We start from the raw sequence: 22735 nt of genomic DNA on the forward strand, positions 1-22735 counted from the left end.
CGGCGCGCCCCCGCCGCCGCCCGGAGGCCCCGGTTTCGGCGGTCCCGGCATGGGCCAGCCGCCGTTCCCGCCGCCCCCCGGCGCGCCGCTGGGGATGCCGCCCAAGCGGTCGAACGGCGCGCTGATCGCCGCGCTGGTCGGCGGCGGCCTGGTCGTGATCATCCTGATCGCGATCGTGGTGGTGGCGCTGGCGGGCGGCGGCAAGACCCCCGAGCAGCTGCTGACCGCGGCGGCGGCCAAGATCGACGCGGCCCGGGTCGTGTCGTACAAGGGGTCGGTCAGCGGCGGCGGCGACACCCTGAACGGCGAGCTGTCGGTGACCAAGGGCGCCCGCGCCTCCGGCCAGGTGTCGTGGAACGGCGACGACGTCACGCTGCTGTCGGCCGACGGCAAGCTGTACGTCAAGGCCGACGGCACCTACTGGAAGCGGCAGACGCTCTCGGCGAACGAGCCCTACTTCCTCGGCAGCGGCCCGCAGTGGGGCAAGCTCGGCACCAGCAAGCTCACGCTGGACTTCAAGGACCTCACCCCGGGCACGCTGGCGTCCAAGCTGCGGCAGGCGGCGCGGTACAAGCCCAAGGCGACCGAGACGACCGTGTCGGGCCGCAAGGCCAAGCGGATCTCCGGGGTGCTCGGCGGGACGTTCTACCTCAGCGACTCCGACGACCCCGAGCTGCTGCGCTACGAGAGCACGCTGCCGCGCGTGTCGGCCGACATCACCACCCGGAGCGGCGGCGACGCGTCCTCGGAGATCAGCGAGATGCGGACCCGGGCGGGCGAGCTGAAGGACTCCTTCGACGCGTCGGTGCGGCCGATGGTGGCGGAGTACGCCAAGGGCCTGTGCCAGACCAACAGCTCCAGCTGCCGGGTGCGCGGCAAGGTGCGGATGCTGTCCTCCTCGGCGGAGTCGGTGAAGGTGGAGGTCCGGTTCCGGCTGACCGCCGGGTCGTCGACCGGACGGGACCTGGGCAACTGCACCACCGACGTCACGCTGCGCGGTTCGGAGGGCGTGTGGGCGGAGTGCCGGGTGTCCGGCGGAGCCTGGTCGAGCTGGTCGCGCAGCGGCAGCCGCAGCTACTACCAGAACGCCGACTTCAAGGTCAGCGGCGCGTCCGACTCGGAGATCCAGTCCCTGCAGAACGGCCTGAGCCAGGAGTGATCTCCGGGACGTGATCCCGGCTACGGGTGCCGGACGAGAGCGCGTTGTGGCAACACCATCGCCTCCCGTCCGGCACTCTTTTGTGTCCGGGACCGTTTCCCGAAGCGGTGTCCCGGATCCCGTAGAGCACTGTGAGGGTTCAGTGAGCGTTGAACAGGACGGTCCGCCCGTCGGTCCTCCTCCCGCGCGGGGGGCGGGCGTTCCGCACGGCGACGTTCCGGTGGCCGGGCGGCTCGCGTCCGGCGGACCGCCGGTCGCGCCGGGGCCGGGCGGGCCGCCGAGATCGCCGGGCATGCCGGGACCGGGTGCGCCGGGACCGGGCATGCCGGGTCCGGGAACGGCGGGGCCGGGCATGCCGGGTCCGGGAACGGCGGGGCCGGGCGAGCCGCCCGGGAAGCGGCCACTGCCCAAGATCGCTATCGCCGCCGGGGCCGTGGTCGTGCTGGCCGGCGCGGTCGCCGGGGCCGTGGTGCTGACCGGCGGCGAGGAGAAGCGCAGGCCGAAGACCGTCGCGCCGTCGGGATGGGCGGTGGCGGCGGGCAAGCGGCTGCTGGCCGATCCCGGACTGGCCTATTCCGGCACCGTCACCGCCCACGGCCGGTCCCTGCGGCTGCGACTGCGGGTGTCGCGGGAGGGCGTCGCCAGCGGATCGCTCACGGCCGGGCCGGCGACGGCGCTGCTGGTCACCGCGGGCGGGGCCACGTACGTGAAGGCCGGCCAGGCGTTCTGGCGCGACCAGGGCGGCGAGCCCACCCGGGCCGGGGACTACGCGGGCCGCTGGACCAAGGCCCCGGCCGCGCTGTTCGGCGTGGACGTGCGGGACCTGCTGAGCCCCAAGGCCATCGCGAGGCTGCTGGCCAAGGCCCCGGCCGGGCCCGCCGCCGAGAACGTCGGCGGCACCCCCGCCTACCGCGTGAAGACCCCGCGCGCCGACTACCTGTTCGCCACGGCCGCGCCGCACCGGCTGCTGCGGGTGCAGACCGCCGGACCCGGCGACCCCCGGTTCGACGTGACGGAACTCACCGACGCCGGGCCGCTCCTGGCCGAGGCGCGCCCGAGGGCGCGGGCGCTCGGCGGGGCCGTGGACCCGGCGCTGCGCTTCGCCCCCGGCAAGCCGACCTTCGTGAACTGCAACGAGAACGTCAACGGCTGCACCGTCAGCGTCCCCGCCACCCTCACCGCCCCCACCGGCCGGGTGCCGTCCGGCGCGCGGGCGGGGCTGTGGGTGACGATCACGGCGGACGGGCGGGCGCTGGGCCGCTGCCGGACGTCGGGCGAGGTGCCCGAGGGCCGGTCGGTGACGCTGCGCTGCACGGTCGTCGGCCCGGGCTGGCGCGCCTGGATGCAGCGGGCGATGGACGAGCCCGGCAGGCACGCCTACCAGGCCAGCGCCCGCGTGCTGGGCGAGGCCGTCGCGCCCGGCGAGGTCGCCAGGCTGGTCGCGGCGGTCGACAGGGAACGGACCGCGGCGGGCGGCGGGACCGCGCGTCCCACCCCGAGCGCGTCAGTACCCACTTCCGTTCCCACGTCAGGGCGACCGTGAGTGCCGGGGGGCGGTGCGCCGCGACGGGTTTCGGCCTCGCTATCGTTCGTCGCGTGAACACCGTCCCCCCGGGAGGCTCCGGCTTCTCGCGCGTCCACCCGCGGCTCGTGCGCCGGCTGCACGTCGACCTGTGCCGCCTCGCGAGCTGCCTGTGTCCGCGGTGAGCCCGCGCCCGCGGTGAACTCCGTGCCTGTAGTGAACCCCGTGCCCGCAGTGACCCCGTGCCCGTGACGAGCCGTGCCCGCCACGGCGCGGGACCGGCATGAACGGCAGGGGCCGCACAGGTCGTACCACCCGATAGGACCCGCCCGAATTCCGGCGAGACGCATGAACTCGTTTTTGAGGTGATACCTCTGGAAGTACGGGGTTACGACTCGCTGGAAGCGGGACGTCGACATGACGGGCGGAACGACCGGCCACGGCGGCGCCTTACCGCCGCGCCACGACACCAGCCACGGCGACGCGCACCGGACGCGGTGCCCGCGAGCCGCCGCCCCGCCTCGCCCTCTCACCACCGGGGACCCTCGGAGTTCCCGTTCCCCGATAAGAGCATTCGTTCCCGGACGTAACCTAATGAAGGTAAGCCTAAGTAGCGCCACGATCCTGGGTGCCTCCCCCAGGACGGACGCTGCGCGTCGAGGAGGTCATCCTCTGTGACCAAACAGGTCCAGCAACTCGACCGCGTCATCATCCGCTTCGCCGGTGACTCCGGTGACGGCATGCAGCTGACCGGTGACCGCTTCACCCAGGAGACGGCGGCATTCGGCAACGACCTGTCGACCTTGCCGAACTTCCCCGCCGAGATCCGCGCCCCGGCAGGGACCCTCCCCGGCGTCTCCAGCTTCCAGCTCCACTTCGCCGACCACGACATCCTGACCCCCGGCGACGCGCCCAACGTGCTGGTGGCCATGAACCCGGCGGCGCTGAAGGCCAACCTCGGCGACCTGCCGCGCGGCGCCGACCTGATCGTCAACACCGACGAGTTCACCAAGCGCAACCTGGCCAAGGTCGGGTACGCGTCCAACCCCGTCGAGGACGAGTCGCTCAGCGAGTATCGGGTGCACGCGCTGCCGCTCACCTCGATGACCGTGAAGGCCCTCGAGGACTTCGACATCTCCAAGAAGGACGCCGAGCGCGCGAAGAACATGTTCGCGCTGGGCCTGCTGTCGTGGCTGTACCACCGGCCGACCGAGGGCACGCTCGCGTTCCTGGAGAAGAAGTTCGCGAAGAAGCCCGAGATCATGAAGGCCAACATCGCCGCGTTCCAGGCGGGCTGGTCGTTCGGTGAGACGACCGAGGCGTTCTCGGTCCAGTACGAGATCAAGCCCGCCGACCACGAGCCGGGCCTGTACCGCAACATCACCGGCAACACCGCGCTGGCCTACGGCCTGGTCGCGGCCGGCCAGCTCAGCGGCCTGTCGATCTACCTGGGCTCCTACCCGATCACCCCGGCCTCCGACATCCTGCACGAGCTGTCCAGGCACAAGCGGTTCGGCGTGCGGACGTTCCAGGCCGAGGACGAGATCGCGGCGGTCGGCGCGGCGCTCGGCGCCTCGTTCGGCGGCTCGCTCGGCGTGACCACCACCTCCGGGCCGGGGCTGGCGCTCAAGAGCGAGACCATCGGCCTGGCGGTGGCGACCGAGCTGCCGCTGGTCGTGGTGGACGTGCAGCGCGCCGGTCCCTCGACCGGCATGCCCACCAAGACCGAGCAGGCCGACCTGCTCCAGGCCATGCACGGCCGCAACGGCGAGGCCCCCGTCCCGGTGATCGCGCCGCGGTCCCCGGCGGACTGCTTCGACGCGGCGCTGGAGGCGGGCCGGATCGCGGTCAAGTACCGCACCCCGGTCATCCTGCTGTCGGACGGCTACCTGGCCAACGGCTCGGAGCCGTGGAAGATCCCGGACGTGGCGGCGCTGCCGCGCATCGAGCCGGACTTCGCACCCGCCGACCAGGAGGACTTCCAGCCGTTCCAGCGCGACCCCGAGACCCTGGCGCGGCCGTGGGCGATCCCGGGCACGCCCGGCCTGGAGCACCGGATCGGCGGTCTGGAGAAGGCCGACGGCTCGGGCAACATCTCCTACGACCCGGCCAACCACGACCGGATGGTCCGGCTCCGCCAGGCCAAGGTCGACGGCATCGCCAGGGACATCGAGCCGCTCGCCGTGGACGACCCGTCCGGCGAGGCGAGGGTGCTGGTCCTGGGGTGGGGCGGCACCTACGGCGCGATCTCGGCGGCGGTGCGGCGCGTGCGCCGGTCCGGCCAGCACGTCGCGCAGGCCCACCTGCGCCACCTCAACCCGTTCCCGGCCAACATCGAGCAGGTGCTGCGCTCCTACGACAGGGTCGTGGTGCCGGAGATCAACCTGGGCCAGCTCGCGCTGCTGCTGCGCGGCCGGTTCCTGGTCGATGTGATCGGCTACAACCGGGTCCGCGGCCTGCCGTTCAAGGCGGAGGAGCTGGCGGGCGTCATCCAGGATGTGATCGACAGTGAGTGAGAACGGCGTGAACGGCGTGAACGGCCACGGCCACCGGGCGCTCTCGCTGGTGCCGAAGACCGACGCCAAGCAGACGCTGAAGGACTTCAAGACCGACCAGGAGGTCCGCTGGTGCCCCGGCTGCGGTGACTACGCGATCCTCGCGGCCGTGCAGTCGTTCCTGCCGGAGCTGGGGCTGCGCCGGGAGAACATCACGTTCGTGTCCGGCATCGGCTGCTCGTCGCGGTTCCCGTACTACATGAACACCTACGGGTTCCACTCGATCCACGGCCGCGCCCCCGCGATCGCGACCGGCCTGGCCACGTCCCGGCCGGACCTGTCGGTGTGGGTGGTGACCGGGGACGGCGACGCGCTGTCGATCGGCGGCAACCACCTGATCCACGCGCTGCGCCGCAACGTCAACCTGAAGATCCTGCTGTTCAACAACCGGATCTACGGGCTGACCAAGGGCCAGTACTCGCCCACCTCCGAGGTCGGCAAGATCACCAAGTCGACGCCGATGGGCTCGCTGGACGCGCCGTTCAACCCGATCTCGCTGGCGATCGGCGCGGAGGGCACGTTCGTGGCGCGCACCATCGACTCCGACCGCAAGCACCTGCAGTCGGTGCTGCGCGCGGCCGCCCAGCACGAGGGCACCGCGCTGGTGGAGATCTACCAGAACTGCAACATCTTCAACGACGGGGCGTTCGACCCGCTGAAGGACGCCGCGGTCCGCGACGACGTCACCATCCGCCTGGAGGACGGCCAGCCGATCGTGTTCGGCGCGAACGGCGAGAAGGCGCTGCGCCGGACCAGCACCGGCGCGTTCGAGGTCGTCAACGTCGCCGACGTGGACCCGTCGGAGATCGCGGTGCACGACGCGGGCAACCCGGACCCGTCGCAGGCGTTCGCGCTGTCGCGGCTGGACCAGCCCGCGTTCACGCACACCCCGATCGGCGTCTTCCGTAACGTGGACCGCCCCTCCTACGACGAGGAGATGCGGGCGCAGATGGACGACGCCGTGGCCAAGCAGGGCGCGGGCGATCTGGCGGCGCTGCTGAGCAGCGGCGACACCTGGCGGATCGACTGACCTGTCAGGCCCGACCCTCGGGGGCCCGGTTTCCGATCAACGGAACCGGGCCCTCGCGCGTCTCCCCTCCGGAGCCGGCGGTGTCCGGCTTCGGCCGGTCGCACCGTGCGTGGGACCGCCCGTTGCTGGAACACTTGTAGATCATGCCGCCGGGGAGGTGACGATGCGGGTCGTGCCGCGCCGTAGCAAGGATCGTCAGGAGCGGGAGGCCGCCGCGCCGCGGACCGTTCCCGAGCCCGCGTCGGAACCCGCGCCGGAGGCGAAGGCCGTGCCGGAGACGAGGCCGGCGCCGGAGAAACCGGGCCGCCGGGAACGCCGGAGGGCGCGGAAGGCGACGAGCCCCCCGCCCGCCGACGAGGCCGCCGCGCCCGAGAAGGCCACGAAGGACCCCGAACGCCGGGAAGAACGCGAGACGCCGGAGGCCGCGGGCCCTCGGCCCGCCGCGGGGCCGCAGACACCGCCCGCGTCCGGGGAGACCGCAAGGAGCCCGGAACGCCAGACGCCGGAGACCACGGGCCCTCGGCCCGCCGCCGGGTCGAAGACACCCGCGTCCGGGGGAACCGTGAAAAGCCCGGGACGCGAAGCTCAGCAGGCGGCGACTCCCCAGCCCGCCGCGGGGTCGAGGGCACCCGCCTCCCGGGAAGACGCCAAGAGCCCGGAGCGCGAGACGCCGGAGGCGAAGGCCGCGCCGGAGAAGGTCGGGAAGAAGCCGGGGCGGCGGGAGCGGCGGAAGGCGCGGAAGGCGGCGCGTTCGGCGTCCGCCGGGGCGCCCGCCGCGGAGGCCGCACCGCCGATGGACGAGGCGCAGCGGCGGCGGGCGCGGGCCGCCGAGCGGCAGCGCGCGGCGGCCGAGCTCAAGCGGGCCCGTGCCGCGCACCGGCGGGGCCGGGTGCGGCAGACGCGGCGGGAGGAGTCGGCGCGCGAGCACCGGGCGGCGATGCTCACCATGATCCTCACGCTGGGGCTGCTGATCGCGGCGGTCGCGGTGACCGGCGGGATGATCGCCTCGTCGATGCGGACCCGGCCGGTCACGCTGGCCGCGCCGCTGCACGTCTACCCGGTGGCGCAGACCACGCCCGGGCAGTGCCCGACCGGGACGCAGGGCATCTCCGCGCAGGCCGGGACCGGCCCGACCTGCTACCACCTCAACCAGGGCATCGCGATCCGGCAGGTCTCCGACCTGCGGGTGCAGCGGGCCCGCAGCGGCAACGGCTACGACGTGGCGGTGACGCTGCGCACCGCCGACCGCAAGGCGTTCGCGCAGCTCACCGGGGCGATGGTGGGCCGCGACCTGGCGTTCGTGGTGCGCGAGCGGCTGGTCACCGCGCCGCGCGTGGAGATGCCGATCAACGACGGCAAGGTCGCCATCACCGGCCCGCAGACCCGCGCCGACGCCGACCGGATCATCAGGGAGCTGCGGGGCCGCTGAGCCCGTTCGCCAGATGGTCGGCGGCGGCCGGGAGCCAGCGGTGGCGGACGTTGCCGACCAGATGGTCGCCCTCGGGGACCAGCAGGTAGGAGCCGCGCGGGGCCTCGGCGGCCAGCGGCGCGCCGTTGACGACGCCGGGGATCACGTCGGTGCCGCCCTCGACGACCAGCAGCGGGACGCCGATCCCGGCGGCGGTCCCGGCGAGGTCCACGCGGCCCGCGAACGCGCGGGCGGCGCGTTCGCCCCCGGCCCGCAGCGTCAGCGTCGCGTGCACGAATGCCGGGGTGTCGTCCCAGGTCAGGCGGTAGGGGCCGCTGACGGTGGCGGCGGCCCGCACGCGCGGTTCGCGGGCGGCGGTGACGGCCGCGTAGAACCCGCCGAGGCTGAGGCCGATCACACCGGCGTTGTCGGCGTCGACGTCGTCGCGCCCGGAGACCGCGTCGAGGGCGCGGCCGACGACCTCGTGGTAGTCGGGTTCGAGACGGCCCGCGGTGGCGAGCGCGCCCTGCCCGGGGCCGTCGATCGCCAGCACGGCGAGGCCGCGGCGCAGCAGCGCGTCGCCCACGGGCGTGAACTCCTCCTTGCTGGAGTCCATGCCGGGGACGACCACGGCGAGCGGGGCGCGTCCGGGGGTGGCCGGGCGGCGCAGCCAGCCGGTGAAGTCCGCGCCGGTGACGCGTTCGGCGGTGGGTTCCAGCAGGGCGAACGCCCTCTCCAGCGCCCGGTCGGCCTCGGCCTCGGCGGCGAGGGCGTCCGGGTCGGGCAGGATCGCCGCGAAGTGGAACCACAGGGCCGCCTCCCGGTAGGCGTCCCCGGCGGAGACGGGACCGGCGGCGTTCTCGGCCTCGGCCAGGCACTCGCGGGCGGTCCGCACGAACGCGGGGGTCCACTCGTCGAGCGCGTCCAGGCGGCCGGTGACCCGCTCGTAGCGGAAGGTGTCGATTCCGGCGGCGGTGACGCGGGACCGGTTGGCGTCCCGGAAGTAGGTCAGGTCGGTCACGGGTTCCCTCCCAGGGTCAGGACGGCGTTGCCGACGACGCGGCGTTCGCGCAGGTCGGTCAGGACGCGGGCGGTGTCGGCCCAGTCGGCGACGCGGCCGATCTCCGGGTGCAGGCGGCCGGAGGCGACCAGGCCGACGAGGGTCGCCAGGTCGGGGCCGTGGGGGTCGGCGGGGTCGGCGTAGTGGAAGTGCCGGATCGTCGCGCCCTCGGGCCCGGCGAAGAAGTCGAAGAAGTCCAGCGTGACCGGCTCGCGGCTGGCCTGGCCGAACCAGATCAGCGTGCCGTGCCGGGCGAGCCGGGCCAGCGCGGCGGGCAGCGACCGGCCGCCGACCGACTCCAGGACGACGTCGAAGGTCCCGTTCGCGGCGGCGACGTCGGACACCACGGCCTCGGCGCCCAGTTCCATGAGCCGCCGCCCGCGTTCGGGGGTGGCGGACACGGCGGTGATCTCCGCTCCGGCGGCGGCGGCGAGCTCGACGAGGTAGTGCCCGACGCCGCCGGACGCCCCGGTGAGCAGCACGCGGCGGCCGGTCAGGGACCCGGCCGCGCGCAGCAGCCGCAGGGCGGTGAGCCCGGCCAGCGGCAGCGCGGCCGCCTCGGTGAACCCCACGTGGCCGGGCAGCGGCACGACGTCGGCCGTGGCGGCCGCCGCGTACTCGGCCCAGCCGCCGCCCGGCAGGTGCGCGACGACGCGCTCCCCCTCCCCCGGGCCGGTCCCGTCGGCGGCGGCCCGCACGACGGTCCCGGCGACGTCCTTGCCGGGCAGCCAGCCGTCCGGGTCCTCCAGCTTGAACGTCTCCCCCCGGTTGACCGAGTAGGCCGCGACGCGGATGAGCGCCTGGTCCGGGGCGGGAACGGGCACGTCCCGCTCCGCGAGCGCGACGGGCTCGTGCGCCCGTCCGGTCGGTGTGAACGCCTTCATGATCCCCTCTCCTTGCCAGGACCAGGAAAGCCGCAGGTCAGAGCGGGCGTCCAACAACCGTTCGGCCGTTTTGACACCCGCCGGTTGTCGGGCAAGGTGAACGGCGTGGAACTCGATCTGGGGCAGGCGCGGGCGTTCGTGGTGACGGCCGGGCACCTGCATTTCGGGCGGGCCGCCGGGGAGCTGTTCCTGACCCAGCAGGCGCTGTCGAAGCGGGTCGCGCGGCTGGAGGAGTCGCTGGGCGTGCGGCTGTTCGACCGGACCGGTCACGCGGTGCGGCTGACCCCGGCCGGGGAGCGGTTCCTGGAGCCCGCCCGGCGGGCGCTGGCGGCGGCGGACGCGGCGGTGGCGGCGGCGCGGGACGAGCGGCGGCCGTTGCGGCTGGACGTGTGGGGGCACCTGTTCGACCCGATGCGGATCCTGCGGGAGGCGGTGGACCGCCGTCCCGACCTGCCGATCGAGCTGAACCTGCGGCGCGGCCCGGACGCGGCGGTGGCGGCGCTGCGCGCCGGGGAGACCGACGCGGGCTTCGGGCGCGTGCACGGGCCGCCGCCCGACGGGCTGGCGCGCCGGGTGGTGCGGCGGGAGCCGATGGCGGCGGTGATGGGCGCGGCGCACCCGCTGGCCGGGGCCGGACGGCTGCGCCCGGCCGACCTGCGCGCCACGACGATGTGGTTCCCGGCCGCGATCGAGAAGCTGGACTTCCTGCGGGACTTCTGCGCCGAGCACGGGCTGACCGGCGAGTTCGGCGGGGTGAACCTGGGGCTGCCCTACTTCCTGGAGTGGTTGCGCGACCACCCGGACCGGGTGTCGCTGCTGCCCGCCGCGCTGCCGGTCCCCGGCGACGCGGGCGTGCGGGTCGTCCCGCTGGTGGACCCGGTCCCGCTGTACGAGTGGTCGCTGCTGTGGCGGTCCGGCGACCGGGACCCGGCGCTGGGCGGCCTGCTGGCGGAGCTCCAGCGGACCGCCCGCGCCGGCGACCGGCCGGAGTGATCCGGATCAGTCGCGCAGGGCGGCCGGGCCGACGGGCTCGGCACCGGCGCACCTCGCCTGGCACGCGTTGGAGTAGACCTTGCCGTCGCTGCCGACGACGGGGGCGTACTCCTTGGTGCAGACGCACGTGTCGGGGCAGGCGGCGGCGGTGGCCGTGCCGGTCAGGGCGGGGGTGGCGAGCGCGCCCAGCAGGGCGGCGAGGGCGAGGGTCCGTTTCATGACGACGCTCCCGGTCGAGGACTGTACGTAGTCAATGAGTAGCAGTTGGTGACCGGGCTGGCGGGGCGTTCCGGAAATCCGCCCGGACACGCGAACGCGCCGCGTCCTCGGGCGGGGTGAGGACGCGGCGCGGCGCGGGCGCGGTCAGGCTCCGGGGAGGGTCTCCCCCTGGACCGCCTGGATCTCCAGTTCGACCCGCAGGCTCTCGCCCACCGCCGAGATCCCGGCCTCCAGGATCTGGTTGTACCTGATGGCGAAGTCCCGGCGGTGCAGCTCGGCGGTGGCGCGGAACGCCGCGCGCACCCCGCCCCACGGGTCCGGGCCCGTGCCCAGGTAGGCCAGGTCCAGGTCCACCGGGCGGGTGACGCCGTTGAGGGTCAGGTGGCCGTGGACCGTCCAGCGGCCGGGGCCGCGCGCGGTCAGGCCGTCGCCCGCGTACTCGATCACCGGGTGCTCGGCGACGTTCAGGAAGTCGGGCGAACGCAGGTGGTCGTCGCGCATGGCGTTGCCGGTGTCGATCGACCCGGCGTCGATGCGGGCGACGACGCCGGACCGCTCCACCGGCTCGGCGATCCGGAGCCGTCCCCCGAACGTCCCGAACCGGCCCCGCACGCTGGACAGGCCGAGGTGCTGGGCGACCGCGCCGACGCTGGAGTGCGCCGGGTCGATGGTCCAGGGTCCGGGCGGGGGCAGCTCCGCGCCGCCCGCGCGGGCCAGCACGGTGTCGCCGAGGTCGGCGGCGCCCGAGCCGGTCACCATCAGCGTGCGGGCGGCGGGCTGGTACCCGACCGCCGTGACGATCGCCGTGTAGGTCCCGGCGGGCAGCGGGCCGCCGCGCCAGAGGCCGTTCGCGTCGGCCCGGACGCGGGCGACCTGCCGTCCCATCAGGTCGGTGACGGTCACGATCGCCTGCGGCACCGACCAGCCGTCCCTGGTCCGCGCCCTTCCGCGCAGCCCTTCCATGTCTCCCCCCGTCACTCGTCCGGGTGGCCGAGCACCAGGTCGTTGCCGTCGCTGTCGCCGTCCGTCAGGGACAGGGCGGCGGCGACCGGCGGGTAGCCGGTGGCGGTGACCGTGTACTGGCCGCCGGTCAGGTCGCCGAACGCGTACTCGCCGTCGGGGCCGGTGACCGTGGCGGCGACCACGTTCCCGGCCGCGTCGATCAGCGTGACGCGCGCGTCGGCGACCGCCTGCCCGGCCCGGTTGCGGATGACGCCGCGCACCTTCGCGCCGGGCGGCAGCTCCACGTCCTGACGGAGCTGGCCGTTGCCGGGGATCTCGACCGGCAGCGCGGCCGGGCGGAACGCGGGGGCGCTGACGGCGAGCGTGTAGGCCCCGGCGGTGACGTCCTTGACCAGGTAGGTCCCGTCGGAGCCGGTGCGGACGGTGCCGACGACCTCGCCGCGCACGTCGGTGACCACGACCATCGCGCCCTCGATCGGGGCCCCGCCCGGGGCGTGGACGACGCCGGCGAGGCCGCCGTTGCCGGCCAGCAGCAGATCGAAGTCGACCGGCCGGTCCCCGACGACCAGCGTCGCGGCCTGCGGTTCGTGCTCGCCCGTCGCGGCGATCAGCACGTAGGTGCCGGGGCCGGGCGTGGCCAGCGTGTAGCCGCCGTCCTCGCGGGTGAGGGCGCGGCCGAGCTGGTGCCCGCCGACGTCGATCAGCGTGAGCGCGGCGCCCGCGACCGGGGTGCCGTCGCCGCTGGTGACGCGGCCGCTGATCGGCGCGCCGCCCTGCGGGGTCGCCGGCGGCCCGGCCGGGACGGACGCGACCGCGGCGGGAGCGGTCGCCGTCGCGGTGGCGGGCCGCGGCTCCGCGCCGCGGCTGTGCCTGCCCGCCGGGGCCGGGCCGTCGGCGGCGGCGCGGGCCCCGCGCAGCGGCAGCTCCTTCACGAACAGCATGACCAGGAAGGCCGCGACCGCGACCGGGATGCCGACCATGAACACGGTCTCCAGCGCGCTGGTGAACCCGTTGAGGATGATTCCCTTGAGCGGTTCGGGCAGGTCGTGGATCGCCTCGGGGGTGCCGAGCGACAGCTCGCCGTCGCCCTGGGGCCGGATGTGCGCGGCGGCCATGCCCTCGGCGACCTCGTCCTTGAGCCGGTTGTTGAGGATCGCGCCGAACGCGGCCACGCCGATCGCGCTGCCGAGGTTCCGGAAGAAGGAGACACCGGAGGTGATGGCGGCCAGGTCCGTCAGGTCGGCGGAGTTCTGCGCGGCCAGGATGAGGATCTGCATCACCAGGCCGAGGCCGAAGCCCAGCACGGCGACGTCCACGCCGATGACGGTCCTGCTGGAGTCCACGTGCAGCTGCGACAGCAGGTACATGGCCCCGGCGACGAACAGCAGCCCGACGACCGGGTAGATCTTCCAGCGGCCGGTGCGGGTGACCAGCTGCCCGGAGACGGTGGAGGTGACGAACATCCCCAGCACCATCGGCAGGGTCATCAGGCCCGAGGCGGTCGGGCTCATGCCCTTGACGATCTGCAGGTACTGCGGCAGGTAGATCATCGAGCCGAACAGCACCACGCCGACCAGCAGCGAGGCGATCGAGGTCAGCACGAACGTCGGGTTGCGGAACAGCCGCGGCGGCAGGATCGGGTCCTTGGCGAGCCGCTCGGCGAGCACCGACAGCGCCAGCAGCACGACCGCGCCCGCCGACAGCCCGTAGGTCCAGGGGGAGTTCCACTCGAACTCCTTGTCGCCCAGGGTCAGCACCAGCATCAGCAGCGCCGCCGCGCCGGTGATGGTGAACGCGCCGAACAGGTCGAGGCTGGTGTTCCGCTTGATCTTCGGGAGCTTCAGCACCTTCTGGATGACCGCGAACGCGACCACGGCGAGCGGGATGCAGACGTAGAAGCACCAGCGCCAGCCGAGGCCGTCGGCGTCCACGATGAACCCGCCGAGCAGCGGGCCCGCGACCGTCGCGACGCCGAACACGGCGCCCATGTAGCCGGAGTAGCGGCCGCGCTCGCGGGGCGGCACCACGTCGCCGAGGATGACCTGGGCGAGCGCCGACAGGCCGCCGACGCCGAGGCCCTGCACGGCGCGGGCCGCGATGAGCTCGCCCATGTTCTGCGACAGTCCCGCGCCGACCGAGGCCAGCACGAAGATGAGCAGCGCGCTCTGGAACATGAGCTTGCGGCCGAAGATGTCCGACAGCTTGCCCCACAGCGGGGTCGAGGCCGTCATCGTGAGCATGGTGGCCGCCGCCACCCAGGACAGCTGGTCCTGGCCGCCGAGGTCTCCCACGATCGTCGGCAGCGCGGTGCCGACCACCGACGTGGAGATCATGGCGGTCAGCATCGCCATCATCAGGCCGGAGAGGATCTCCAGGATCTGCCGGTGCGTGTAGTGCACCGCCGGGGCCGCCGGCCCGGGTCCTCCCGTCCCGCCCGGCTTCCCGCCCGTCACCACGCTGGGTTGTGCCACTGAGCCCCCATGTCTCGCCCCATCAATTACCTGTGTTTTGCATATATCCTATGTAGACATCCGTTTACTTGCAACCCACAGGTATTTCGGGCGGCACCCGCGACGGGAAGGGCATGGCACGATCGTGCGCGTGGAGACATCGGTCGGGACGGACGCCAGGGCGGACGCGGGCGCTGACGGGGACACGGATCCGGCCGCTACGGGGACCGGACCGCCGCCGCGGCCGCGCCGCGACCGGGAGGCGACCCGGCGGCGGCTGCTGGAGGCGGCGCGGGACCTGTTCGGCGAGCACGGCTACGACGGCGTGAGCGTCCGGATGATCGCCGCGGCCGCCGGCGCCAACGTCGCGCTGGTCAACCGCTACTTCGGCACCAAGGCCGCGCTGTTCGCGGAGGTCCTGGCCGGCGAGTCGGCCATGCGGGGGGTGATCGAGGACACGGCGGGGCCGCCGCTGCCCCGGCGGCTGGCCGAGCACGTCGTCCGGCAGGTCCACGGCCCGCCCCTGCCGCTGCCGCGCATGCTGGACCGTTCGGTGGGCAACCCCGAGGTGAGCGCCATCCTGGGCGAGCACATGGAGAGGGTGCTGGTCGAGCCGCTCGCCGCCCAGCTGACCGGCGGGGACGCCCGCGCCCGCGCCACCCTCGCCGCGCTGGTCGTCATGGGCGGCGGGCCGGTGCGGCGGCTGCTGGGGCTGGCCGACCTGCGTTCGGCCGACCCCGAGGACCTCACCTCCCGCCTGACCGCGATGCTGGAGGCGGCCCTGCGCCCGTGACCGGCGGGGCGGAGCCTCCCTGAGGGCGTCAGGCGGGCCGGGCCCGGCGCGGGCAGCGCGCGGAGAACCAGCGGGCGTACTCCCGCGCCCACTCCATCCGCCGCCGCGCCTCGGCGGAGTCCCGCCCGCCGTCGGCGGCACGCTCCATGCAGCCGCCCACCCCGCCGTGCCGGCGCGCCGCCGCGCGGATCTCGGCCAGCGCCCCGGGGAACGCGGGCCGCGCCCCGGTCGGCAGGTCGCTGGTGAACAGCACGGCCGACAGCGCCGCCACCACCGGGTCGCGCTCGCCGGCGAGGGAGGCGCCCGGGTTCGCGTCGGTGCGGTCCATGACATCGATGCTCCGCCCGCGACGGCCGCCGGACCTCCCCCGGGGATCGGACTTCTCCGCTCCTTCCCGCGGCAGACGGGGCTCCGCCCCTCCCCCGCGAGGAGGACGCCGCCGGGCGGCGTTCCACGAAGTTGTCCACAGCCATGTGGATAAACCGGCCGCGCCGGGCTCCTCCGAACGGGTGAGGGGCCGCGGCGCGGCGGCCGGGTACTCCGTCCGGCGGATGCGGGGCGGGCGGCGTACCGCGCCGGGCGCAGCCGTGATCCTCGCCGGGACGGAAGAAACCGCGACTTCCCGCCACATAGGCTGATCCGCATGAGGGTGGGGGGAGCGCGAAAGCTCCGAGAGAGGTGGGACGCGGCGGGCCGGGCCACCCGGTGGACGGCCGCGGGCGGGGCGCTCGCCGTGCTGGCCGCCGGGGGCGTCGCCTGGGGCGCCGCGGCCGACGGGAAACCGCCGGTGAGCGCCGTCCAGCAGCGGATCGAGGTCGTGGACGGGCCGAAGGACGACCAGCGGGTCACGCTGGACACCACGTTCTTCCGGCCGGTCGGGCGCGACAGGGCCCCGGCGGTGCTGCTCGGGCACGGGTTCGGCGGGTCCAAGGACGACGTCCGGAGCGAGGCCGAGGAGCTGGCGCGGGCCGGGTACGCGGTGCTGACCTGGTCGGCGCGCGGGTTCGGGCGCAGCGGCGGCGAGATCGCGCTGAACTCGCCGGACTACGAGGTCAAGGACGTCCGGCAGCTCGTCGACTGGGTCGCCAAGCGGCCCGAGGTGCGGCTCGACGCGCCCGGCGACCCCCGCGTCGGGATGGCCGGGGAGTCCTACGGCGGGGCCATCGCGCTGATGACCGCCGCGCACGACCGGCGGATCGACGCCATCGCCCCGCAGATCACCTGGAACAGCCTGCCGGACGCGCTGTTCCCGAACGCGACCGGCGAGGGCCCGGACAAGGGCGTGTTCAAGAAGCTGTGGGCCGGGCTCTTCTTCACCGACGGGGCCGGGAAGACCGCCTGCGGGCGGTTCCTGCCGTCGCTGTGCGACATGTACCAGGAGATCGCCGAGAAGGGGCGGGCCACGCCCGACGCGGTCGAGACCCTGCGCAGGTCGAGCCCGGCGACGTTCGCCGACCGGATCCGCGTGCCCACGCTGATCGTGCAGGGGCAGTCGGACTCGCTGTTCCCGCTGGACCACGGCGACGCCAACGCCCGCGCCATCGCCCGCAACGGCGCCCCCGTCTCGGTCGTCTGGCACCAGGGCGGCCACGACGGCGGCGACAGCGAGACCACCCGCGTCCGGGGCCTGGTGCGGTCGTTCTTCGACCGGCGGCTCGACGGCAAGGGCGGCGGCGACCCGGCGTTCACCGTGACCCGCGCGGGCGGCATCGACTCCTCCACCCAGGCGGTGAACATCGAGGCCGCCACCACCGGACGCTACCCGGGGCTCGGCAACCGGCCCCGCACCCTCCCGCTCACCGGCGCGGAGCAGACGATCCACAACCCGGCCGGCGGATCCCCCGCGTCGATCTCCGCGCTGCCCGGACTGGGCGCGCTGGGCAACCTCGGCGACCTCGGCGGCGGCTCGCTGGGCGAGGGGCTGCCGGTGGACATGCCGGGGCAGGCCGCGGCGTTCGACACCGCGCCGCTGACCGAGCCGCTGCGGATCACCGGCGCGACCACCGTGAAGATCAGGGTGACGGGCCGGGGCGAGATCCCGCTGTTCGCCAAGCTGTACGACGTGGGGCCGGGGCCGCGCGGCCAGGGGTCGCCCGCCCGCCGCATCGCCGCGCCGCTGCGCGTCGACCGGGCCGACGGCGGCCGCGAGGTCACCGTCACGCTGCCCGCCATGGACTACCGCTTCGACGCCGGGCACCGGCTGCGGCTGGTGCTGACCACGACCGACATGGGCTTCGCGACCCCGCCGCAGCCCGCCTCCTACAGGGTCGCGGCGGTGTCGGGGTTGACCGTGCCGACCGTTCCGGAGCTGCGGACGCAGGCCGCGCCGCTGCCCGCGTGGGTGTGGGCGCTGCCGGGCGTCGCGCTGGTCGTCGCCGCCGCCCTGGTGCTGACCGGGCGGGGACGGCGCGGGCGCTCCGCCGACGCGTTCGACCCGGAGCTGGCCGACGTGCCGCTCCAGATCACCGGGCTCACCAAGGCCTACTCCAACGGCTACCGAGCGGTGTCGGACCTGTCGCTGCGCGTCGAGAAGGGCCAGGTCCTGGGCCTGCTCGGACCGAACGGCGCGGGCAAGACCACCACCCTGCGGATGCTGATGGGCCTGATCCTGCCCGACGAGGGCGAGATCCGGATCTTCGGACACCGGGTCACGCCGGGCGCTCCGGTGCTGTCGCGGCTGGGGTCGTTCGTGGAGGGGCCGGGCTTCCTGCCGCACCTGTCGGGGCGCGACAACCTCGACCTGTACTGGCGCGCGATCGGCCGCCGCCCGGACGAGGCGCACCTGGAGGAGGCCCTGGAGATCGCCGCGCTGGGCGCGGCGCTGGACCGCCCGGTGCGCACCTACTCGCAGGGCATGCGGCAGCGCCTGGCGATCGCGCAGGCCATGCTGGGCCTGCCCGACCTGCTGGTCCTCGACGAACCCACCAACGGGCTCGACCCGCCCCAGATCCGCGAGATGCGGGAGGTGCTGGTCCGGTACGCCGCGACGGGCCGCACGGTGATCGTCTCCAGTCACATGCTGGCGGAGGTCGAGCAGTCCTGCACGCACGCGGTCGTCATGTCGCGCGGCCACCAGGTCGCCACCGGCCCGGTCGCCGAGATCACCGGCGCCGGGCGGCGGCTGGAGGACGCCTTCCTGGAGATCATCGGAGAGGGGACGCCATGAGCACGGGGCTCACCACGGGGGCCGCACTCAACGGCGACCGCCCCCGGCCGCCGGGGGATCCGCGCGCCGACGGCGGCGCGGCGGGCTACGACGTCGGCCGCACGCTGCCGCTGCGGGTCGAGGCGATCCGGCAGTTCCGGCGGCGGCGCACGCTGGTGGCGTTCGCGATCCTGCTGCTGCTCCCGTGGGTGCTGGTGGCCGCGTTCAAGATCGGCGGCGATCCGGAGCCGGACGGGTTCCCGAGCCTGGTGGACGTGGCGACGTCGGGCGCGATGAACTTCGCGCTGTTCGCGCTGTTCGTCTCCACGGGGTTCCTGCTGGTGGTGGCGGTGGCGCTGTTCTGCGGCGACACCGTCGCCAGCGAGGCCGGATGGTCGTCGCTGCGGTACCTGCTGGCCGCGCCCGTCCCCCGCGCCCGGCTGCTGCGGCAGAAGCTGGTCGTGGCGCTCGGCTACGCGGTGGTCGCGGTGGTCAGCCTGCCGCTGATGTCGCTGGTGGCGGGCACGGTCGCGTTCGGCTGGGACGATGTGCGGCTGCCGACCGGCGGCGAGGTCGAGGTCGGCACCGCCCTCGGCCGGATGGGCATCGTCATCGGGTACGCGCTGGTCAGCCAGCTGGTCGTGGCGGCGCTGGCGTTCCTGCTGTCGGTCACCACCGACTCGCCGCTGGGCGCGGTCGGCGGCGCGGTCGGCCTGGTGATCGTCTCCAACATCCTCGACGCGGTCACCGCGCTCGGCTCCTGGCGCGACTTCCTGCCGACCCACTGGATGTACTCGTGGATGGACGCGCTCCAGCCGCAGATCCAGTGGACCGGCATGGCCAAGGGCACGGCGATCTCGGTGGCGTACGCGCTGGTGCTGTTCGCGCTGGCGTTCCGCCGCTTCCAGGGGCGGGACGTGGTCTCCTGAGCGGGCCCGTCACCGCTACCCAAAGTGAGATCTCATCCCGAAAAACGGTCGAACGGGCCGAGGATGTCGCATAAGCTCAGCGAACCTCGCGCTCGGCGGACACGTCGAACGTAAAAGAGCCCGACATCGCTCGCTCTCCGGGTTTGAGGACCCGGTCCGACGGGGGAGATGATCACACATGGCACGGCAGCAGCTCATCAAGCGCCCGAGACCACCGCGTCAACCGAGCCCGATCGACCTCCGGACGCCGTCCGGCCGAGTCCTGCCGTACTAGACCGACCGACCTCCGGACGGGGCCTGCCCACGGGCGGGCCCCGCCGCGTTTCAGGCCCGGACGGGCGCGGGCGCCTCGGCGGCCCGCCCGGCCCGCCGCCCGACGGCCACCACCGCCAGCGCCCCGCACGCGCCCACGACCGCGAACGCGTAGAAGCCCCACGGGTAGGCCAGCCCCGCCGACAGCAGCATCCCGCCCACCATCGGCCCGACGATGGCCCCGATCCGCCCGAGCCCGGCGACGCCGCCCATGGCCGTCGCCCGGCTGACGGCCGGGTAGGCGTGCACCACGTAGGCGTACACCAGCACCTGGGCGCTGAAGACGAAGCACCCGGCGAGGAACACCGCCGCGTACAGCCCCACCGTGGGCAGCCGGACGCTCAGCAGCGCCAGGAAGACCGCGGCCCCGGCGAACCAGCCGATCCCCGAGACCCGGACGCCGAACCGGTCGGCCACCTGGCCCGCGACGACGAGGCCGACGATGGCGCCGACGTTCAGCGTCAGCAGCAGCCCGAGCGCCGCGCCCAGCGGGTACCCGGCCTGCCGCATGATCTCCGGCAGCCAGGTGTTGAGCCCGTAGACCAGCAGCAGACCCATGAACGACGCCACCCAGAACGCCAGCGTCGCCCGCAGCATCCCGCCCTGGAACAGCGTGCGGACCGCCACGCCCTTCTCGGCCCGCCGGCCCTCCAGGAACGAGGTGGACTCGGGCAGGTAGCGGAACATCAGCGGCAGCAGCACCAGCGCGGGCGCGGCCCCGATCACGAACATGGCCTTCCAGCCGAGGTCCGGGATGACGACGATGCCGAGCAGCGCGGTGGCGACGGCCCCCACGTGGTACCCGGTCATGATCATGGTGGTGGCGCGGCCGCTGCGGCCGTCCGCCGCGTGCTCGCCGACCAGGGTGAGCGCGGTCGGCATGCAGCCGCCGAGGCCGAGCCCCGCCAGGAAGCGCAGCGCCCCGAACGTCTCCGCCGACGGCGCGACCGCGCACAGCGCCGTGAACACCGAGAACATCGCCACCGAGATCATCAGCGCCCGGCGCCGCCCGATCAGGTCGGTGACCGACCCGATCACCAGCGCGCCCAGCAGCATCCCGACGAGCCCCACGGTGGTGACCACCGACGCGGTCCCCGGCGTCAGCCCCCACACGTGCTCGCGCAGCAGCACGGGCAGCACGGTGCCCAGCACCACGACGTCGAAGCCGTCCAGCAGCACCGCCGCCCAGCACAGCGGCAGCGCCCACGCTCGGGCGGGAGAGGGTCGCAACGGCATGGGCGGCCTCCAGTGGTCCAGGTCACGTCACCGACGGTGCCCTATGGTGGACCGCCTGGCCGGATCCGGACCGCCGCCGGTTCCGTTCACCGGAAAAGAACGGACAAAGAATGAATAACTCCCCCAAACCGTCCGGCTCGGCGACCCTGACGACCCCCCGCCTGCTGCTCCGCCCGCTCACCGGGGACGACTTCGACGACTACGCCGCGATGCTGGCCGACCCCGAGGTCGCCGACGGCCTGGCCGAACCGGTCGCGGACCCGTGGCGCAGCCTGGCGACGTTCATCGGCCACCGGGAGATCCGCGGCTACTCGCACTGGGCGCTGGAGGAGAGGGGGACGGGCGCGTTCGTGGGCCGCGCGGGCCCCTGGCGGCCGCACGGCTTCCCCGGCCTGGGCGTCGGCTGGTGCCTGGCCCGCGCCCACTGGGGCAAGGGCTACGCCTCCGAGGCCGCCCGCGCCGCCCTGGCGTACTGCTTCGAGGCCCTGGACGCCCCGGGGGTCGTCTCGCTGATCCTGCCGGGCAACGCGCGCTCGGCGGCGGTCGCGGAGCGCATCGGCCACCGCCACCTGCGCGACACCGCCTACCGGGGCCGCCGGGTCCACGTCTACGGCCGGCGGCGCCCCGGCTAGAGGCGTCCGAGGAACCTCTCCCGCTCGACGACGACCCGTTCGATCCGGCCGTCACCGACGTTCACCCCGTGCTCGTCGACGCCGGACACGGAGAACACCACCCGCCGCCCGTCCACCTCGACGATCTCGGCGGTGACGGTGACGCGCGTCCCGACGGCGCTCGCCGCCCGGTGCGCGATCTCGACCCGGGTCCCCACGGAGGTCCGCCCCTCCCCGAGCCGCCCGGCGAGCGCCTCGACGGTCGCGGCCTCCGCGAGCGCGACCAGCCGGGGCGTTCCCAGTACGGGGACGTCCCCGCTCCCCAGCTCCCGGGCGGTGTCCGCCTCCCCGACGACGGTGGAAACCACACCCCGCGACCCGATCTCCATGTCCCCAATCTAGGACACGGTCCCAGTCAGCCGACGGATTCCCGGGGCCCGCGGCGTCCCTAGCGTGAGGGATGTCGAAAGGAGACCGAGATGTCCCAGCGCCCCACCGCCTACACCGCCTCTGCCAGCGACAAGGACACCGTGCTGATCAGGGAGCTGATCGCCACGATCGAGACCGGGTTCAACGCCAAGGACCCGATGGTCCTCGACGGGGGCTTCACCGCCGACGCCGTGGTGACCGTTCCCGACGGAACCGTCATCCGCGGCTGGGACGCCCTGTTCGCCTACCACACCGGGCGCCTGGCCAACGCGGCCGCCGACTGGCGGATCGCCGTCGCGGTGACCGAGATCAGGCCCCTGACCCCCGACCTGGCGGTCGTCCTGTTCGAGCAGCGCATGACGACGCCGGACTCCGCGTTCGCCAACCACGGCACCGCCGTGGTGACCCGGCGGGACGGCGCCTGGTGGATCGCGGCCCTCCACAACACCAACGTCGCGGAGTGACCTCAGCGGGCGGGGCGCAGCTCGGCGAAGGCGCGGTCCACCAGGGCCAGCCGGTCCGCGCCGTCCGAACCCGCCCACGCCCGCGACGCGCACTCCAGCGCCGCCCCCGCCGCCGCCGTCAGCAGGTCGGCGGTGAACGGCTCCACCCCGCGCTCCACCAGCGCGTCCGCGACGAGCAGCCGCGTCTCCTCGCGCTTGGCGTGGAACCGGGCGCGCAGCGCCGGGGTCGCCTCGATCAGCCGCAGGCTCTCCAGCGCCCGCTGCTCGGCGTCGATCCGCTCCGCCCAGCCCCGCAGCACCGCGTGCAGGCAGGACCAGGGGTCCTCCGCCGGGGGCCGGGCGGCCAGCTCCGCCACGATCAGCTCCCCCATCAGGTCCACCCCGCCGAGGACGACGTCCTCCTTGGCCGGGAAGTACCGGAAGAAGCTCCGCTTGGACATCCCGGCCTCGCGGGCGATGTCGTCGACGGTCGTCTCCTCGAAGCCGCGCTCGGCGAACAGCCGCAGCGCCACCTCGGTCAGCTCGGCCCGCACCGCCTGCCTGGCCCGTTCCCGCAACCCTGTCACGCCCGCA

Annotated in this window: 21 protein-coding genes; 12 read left to right on the forward strand and 9 right to left on the reverse strand. The window is 74.3% G+C overall.

Going from position 1 to position 22735, the window contains the following annotated elements; translation table 11 throughout:
* Window positions 1-49: 49 nt before the first annotated feature.
* The 6 genes from HNR61_RS27690 to HNR61_RS27710 all read left to right on the forward strand — a co-directional run bounded on the left by HNR61_RS27690 (window position 50) and on the right by HNR61_RS27710 (window position 7695).
* Window positions 50-1159, forward strand: a complete 1110-nt coding sequence (locus HNR61_RS27690) for a hypothetical protein (RefSeq protein WP_246443863.1) — start codon at window positions 50-52, stop codon at window positions 1157-1159.
* Window positions 1160-1511: 352 nt separating this feature from the next.
* A complete protein-coding gene (locus HNR61_RS27695) occupies window positions 1512-2702 on the forward strand; it encodes a LolA-like protein (RefSeq protein ID WP_182846135.1) in 1191 nt (396 codons plus the stop codon).
* Window positions 2703-2755: 53 nt separating this feature from the next.
* The gene (locus HNR61_RS50530) at window positions 2756-2866 is read left to right on the forward strand and encodes a putative leader peptide (RefSeq protein ID WP_376770278.1); all 111 of its coding nucleotides are present in this window, start codon (window positions 2756-2758) and stop codon (window positions 2864-2866) included.
* Between the two features lie 489 nt (window positions 2867-3355).
* Window positions 3356-5197, forward strand: a complete 1842-nt coding sequence (locus tag HNR61_RS27700) for a 2-oxoacid:acceptor oxidoreductase subunit alpha (protein ID WP_182846136.1) — start codon at window positions 3356-3358, stop codon at window positions 5195-5197.
* The gene (locus HNR61_RS27705) at window positions 5190-6266 is read left to right on the forward strand and encodes a 2-oxoacid:ferredoxin oxidoreductase subunit beta (RefSeq protein ID WP_312898126.1); all 1077 of its coding nucleotides are present in this window, start codon (window positions 5190-5192) and stop codon (window positions 6264-6266) included. Before HNR61_RS27700 ends, HNR61_RS27705 begins: the two co-directional genes overlap by 8 nt.
* A 562-nt stretch (window positions 6267-6828) precedes the next feature.
* Window positions 6829-7695: a SecDF P1 head subdomain-containing protein gene (locus HNR61_RS27710; protein ID WP_182846137.1), complete on the forward strand. Its 867-nt coding sequence runs from the start codon at window positions 6829-6831 to the stop codon at window positions 7693-7695.
* On the opposite strand, the gene HNR61_RS27715 is transcribed toward HNR61_RS27710, so the two are convergent.
* Together HNR61_RS27715 and HNR61_RS27720 are read right to left on the reverse strand one after the other, a co-directional pair.
* On the reverse strand, window positions 7673-8695 hold the full coding sequence (locus tag HNR61_RS27715) for an alpha/beta hydrolase family protein (RefSeq protein WP_312898127.1): 1023 nt from the start codon (window positions 8693-8695) through the stop codon (window positions 7673-7675). The genes HNR61_RS27710 and HNR61_RS27715 overlap by 23 nt on opposite strands.
* Window positions 8692-9618 (reverse strand): zinc-binding dehydrogenase, encoded by a 927-nt coding sequence (locus HNR61_RS27720; protein WP_182846138.1) that lies wholly within the window; start codon window positions 9616-9618, stop codon window positions 8692-8694. Before HNR61_RS27720 ends, HNR61_RS27715 begins: the two co-directional genes overlap by 4 nt.
* Window positions 9619-9723: 105 nt before the next feature.
* Between HNR61_RS27720 and HNR61_RS27725 the strand changes: the two genes are divergently transcribed.
* Window positions 9724-10611, forward strand: coding sequence for a LysR family transcriptional regulator (locus tag HNR61_RS27725; protein ID WP_182846139.1), 888 nt, complete (start codon window positions 9724-9726; stop codon window positions 10609-10611).
* Between the two features lie 6 nt (window positions 10612-10617).
* Here the strand turns inward: HNR61_RS27725 and HNR61_RS27730 are convergent, their stop codons facing one another.
* The 3 genes from HNR61_RS27730 to HNR61_RS50115 form a co-directional block, all read right to left on the reverse strand.
* Window positions 10618-10830, reverse strand: coding sequence for a Kazal-type serine protease inhibitor family protein (locus HNR61_RS27730; protein WP_182846140.1), 213 nt, complete (start codon window positions 10828-10830; stop codon window positions 10618-10620).
* A gap of 144 nt (window positions 10831-10974) precedes the next feature.
* On the reverse strand, window positions 10975-11793 hold the full coding sequence (locus HNR61_RS27735; protein WP_182846141.1) for a YceI family protein: 819 nt from the start codon (window positions 11791-11793) through the stop codon (window positions 10975-10977).
* Between the two features lie 11 nt (window positions 11794-11804).
* Window positions 11805-14264, reverse strand: a complete 2460-nt coding sequence (locus tag HNR61_RS50115) for an MFS transporter (protein ID WP_220509891.1) — start codon at window positions 14262-14264, stop codon at window positions 11805-11807.
* A gap of 130 nt (window positions 14265-14394) precedes the next feature.
* On the opposite strand from HNR61_RS50115, the gene HNR61_RS49420 reads away from it, so the two are divergent.
* Window positions 14395-15036, forward strand: coding sequence for a TetR/AcrR family transcriptional regulator (locus tag HNR61_RS49420; protein WP_182846142.1), 642 nt, complete (start codon window positions 14395-14397; stop codon window positions 15034-15036).
* Window positions 15037-15064: 28 nt separating this feature from the next.
* Here HNR61_RS49420 and HNR61_RS27750 read toward each other — a convergent pair whose 3' ends face one another.
* Window positions 15065-15364 carry a hypothetical protein gene (locus tag HNR61_RS27750; protein WP_182846143.1) on the reverse strand — a complete coding sequence of 100 codons (300 nt, stop codon included), beginning with the start codon at window positions 15362-15364 and terminating at the stop codon, window positions 15065-15067.
* 315 nt (window positions 15365-15679) lie between these two features.
* Here HNR61_RS27750 and HNR61_RS27755 point away from each other — a divergent pair, with 315 nt between their 5' ends.
* The gene (locus HNR61_RS27755; protein ID WP_182846144.1) at window positions 15680-18202 is read left to right on the forward strand and encodes an alpha/beta fold hydrolase; all 2523 of its coding nucleotides are present in this window, start codon (window positions 15680-15682) and stop codon (window positions 18200-18202) included.
* On the forward strand, window positions 18199-19110 hold the full coding sequence (locus HNR61_RS27760; RefSeq protein ID WP_182846145.1) for an ABC transporter permease: 912 nt from the start codon (window positions 18199-18201) through the stop codon (window positions 19108-19110). The genes HNR61_RS27755 and HNR61_RS27760 overlap by 4 nt, the downstream gene beginning before the upstream one ends.
* Before the next feature lie 324 nt (window positions 19111-19434).
* On the opposite strand, the gene HNR61_RS27765 is transcribed toward HNR61_RS27760, so the two are convergent.
* The gene (locus HNR61_RS27765) at window positions 19435-20658 is read right to left on the reverse strand and encodes an MFS transporter (protein WP_182846146.1); all 1224 of its coding nucleotides are present in this window, start codon (window positions 20656-20658) and stop codon (window positions 19435-19437) included.
* A gap of 110 nt (window positions 20659-20768) precedes the next feature.
* Here HNR61_RS27765 and HNR61_RS27770 point away from each other — a divergent pair, with 110 nt between their 5' ends.
* Window positions 20769-21290 (forward strand): GNAT family N-acetyltransferase, encoded by a 522-nt coding sequence (locus tag HNR61_RS27770; RefSeq protein ID WP_182846147.1) that lies wholly within the window; start codon window positions 20769-20771, stop codon window positions 21288-21290.
* Here the strand turns inward: HNR61_RS27770 and HNR61_RS27775 are convergent.
* Window positions 21287-21658, reverse strand: a complete 372-nt coding sequence (locus HNR61_RS27775) for a thioesterase family protein (RefSeq protein WP_182846148.1) — start codon at window positions 21656-21658, stop codon at window positions 21287-21289. The two genes, HNR61_RS27770 and HNR61_RS27775, sit on opposite strands and share 4 nt — an antisense overlap.
* Before the next feature lie 90 nt (window positions 21659-21748).
* Between HNR61_RS27775 and HNR61_RS27780 the strand changes: the two genes are divergently transcribed.
* On the forward strand, window positions 21749-22162 hold the full coding sequence (locus HNR61_RS27780; protein ID WP_182846149.1) for an SgcJ/EcaC family oxidoreductase: 414 nt from the start codon (window positions 21749-21751) through the stop codon (window positions 22160-22162).
* A 2-nt stretch (window positions 22163-22164) separates the two neighbouring features.
* On the opposite strand, the gene HNR61_RS27785 is transcribed toward HNR61_RS27780, so the two are convergent.
* Entirely contained in the window at window positions 22165-22728 is a 564-nt protein-coding gene (locus tag HNR61_RS27785) for a TetR family transcriptional regulator (protein ID WP_220509892.1), read from the reverse strand.
* Window positions 22729-22735: the final 7 nt, after the last annotated feature.

It is taken from the genome of Actinomadura kijaniata (assembly GCF_014138665.1).
GTDB classification, from domain to species: Bacteria; Actinomycetota; Actinomycetes; order Streptosporangiales; family Streptosporangiaceae; genus Spirillospora; species Spirillospora kijaniata.

Bases quoted from the DNA above. Each gene is read 5' to 3' on its own strand.
- HNR61_RS27690 (WP_246443863.1), top strand. From the start codon at position 50: ATGGGCCAGCCGCCGTTCCCGCCGCCCCCCGGCGCGCCGCTGGGGATG.
- HNR61_RS27695 (WP_182846135.1), top strand. From the start codon at position 1,512: ATGCCGGGTCCGGGAACGGCGGGGCCGGGCGAGCCGCCCGGGAAGCGG.
- HNR61_RS27720 (WP_182846138.1), bottom strand. From the start codon at position 9,618: ATGAAGGCGTTCACACCGACCGGACGGGCGCACGAGCCCGTCGCGCTC.
- HNR61_RS27730 (WP_182846140.1), bottom strand. From the start codon at position 10,830: ATGAAACGGACCCTCGCCCTCGCCGCCCTGCTGGGCGCGCTCGCCACC.
- HNR61_RS27735 (WP_182846141.1), bottom strand. From the start codon at position 11,793: ATGGAAGGGCTGCGCGGAAGGGCGCGGACCAGGGACGGCTGGTCGGTG.
- HNR61_RS27750 (WP_182846143.1), bottom strand. From the start codon at position 15,364: ATGGACCGCACCGACGCGAACCCGGGCGCCTCCCTCGCCGGCGAGCGC.
- HNR61_RS27755 (WP_182846144.1), top strand. From the start codon at position 15,680: ATGAGGGTGGGGGGAGCGCGAAAGCTCCGAGAGAGGTGGGACGCGGCG.
- HNR61_RS27760 (WP_182846145.1), top strand. From the start codon at position 18,199: ATGAGCACGGGGCTCACCACGGGGGCCGCACTCAACGGCGACCGCCCC.
- HNR61_RS27765 (WP_182846146.1), bottom strand. From the start codon at position 20,658: ATGCCGTTGCGACCCTCTCCCGCCCGAGCGTGGGCGCTGCCGCTGTGC.
- HNR61_RS27770 (WP_182846147.1), top strand. From the start codon at position 20,769: ATGAATAACTCCCCCAAACCGTCCGGCTCGGCGACCCTGACGACCCCC.
- HNR61_RS27775 (WP_182846148.1), bottom strand. From the start codon at position 21,658: ATGGAGATCGGGTCGCGGGGTGTGGTTTCCACCGTCGTCGGGGAGGCG.
- HNR61_RS27780 (WP_182846149.1), top strand. From the start codon at position 21,749: ATGTCCCAGCGCCCCACCGCCTACACCGCCTCTGCCAGCGACAAGGAC.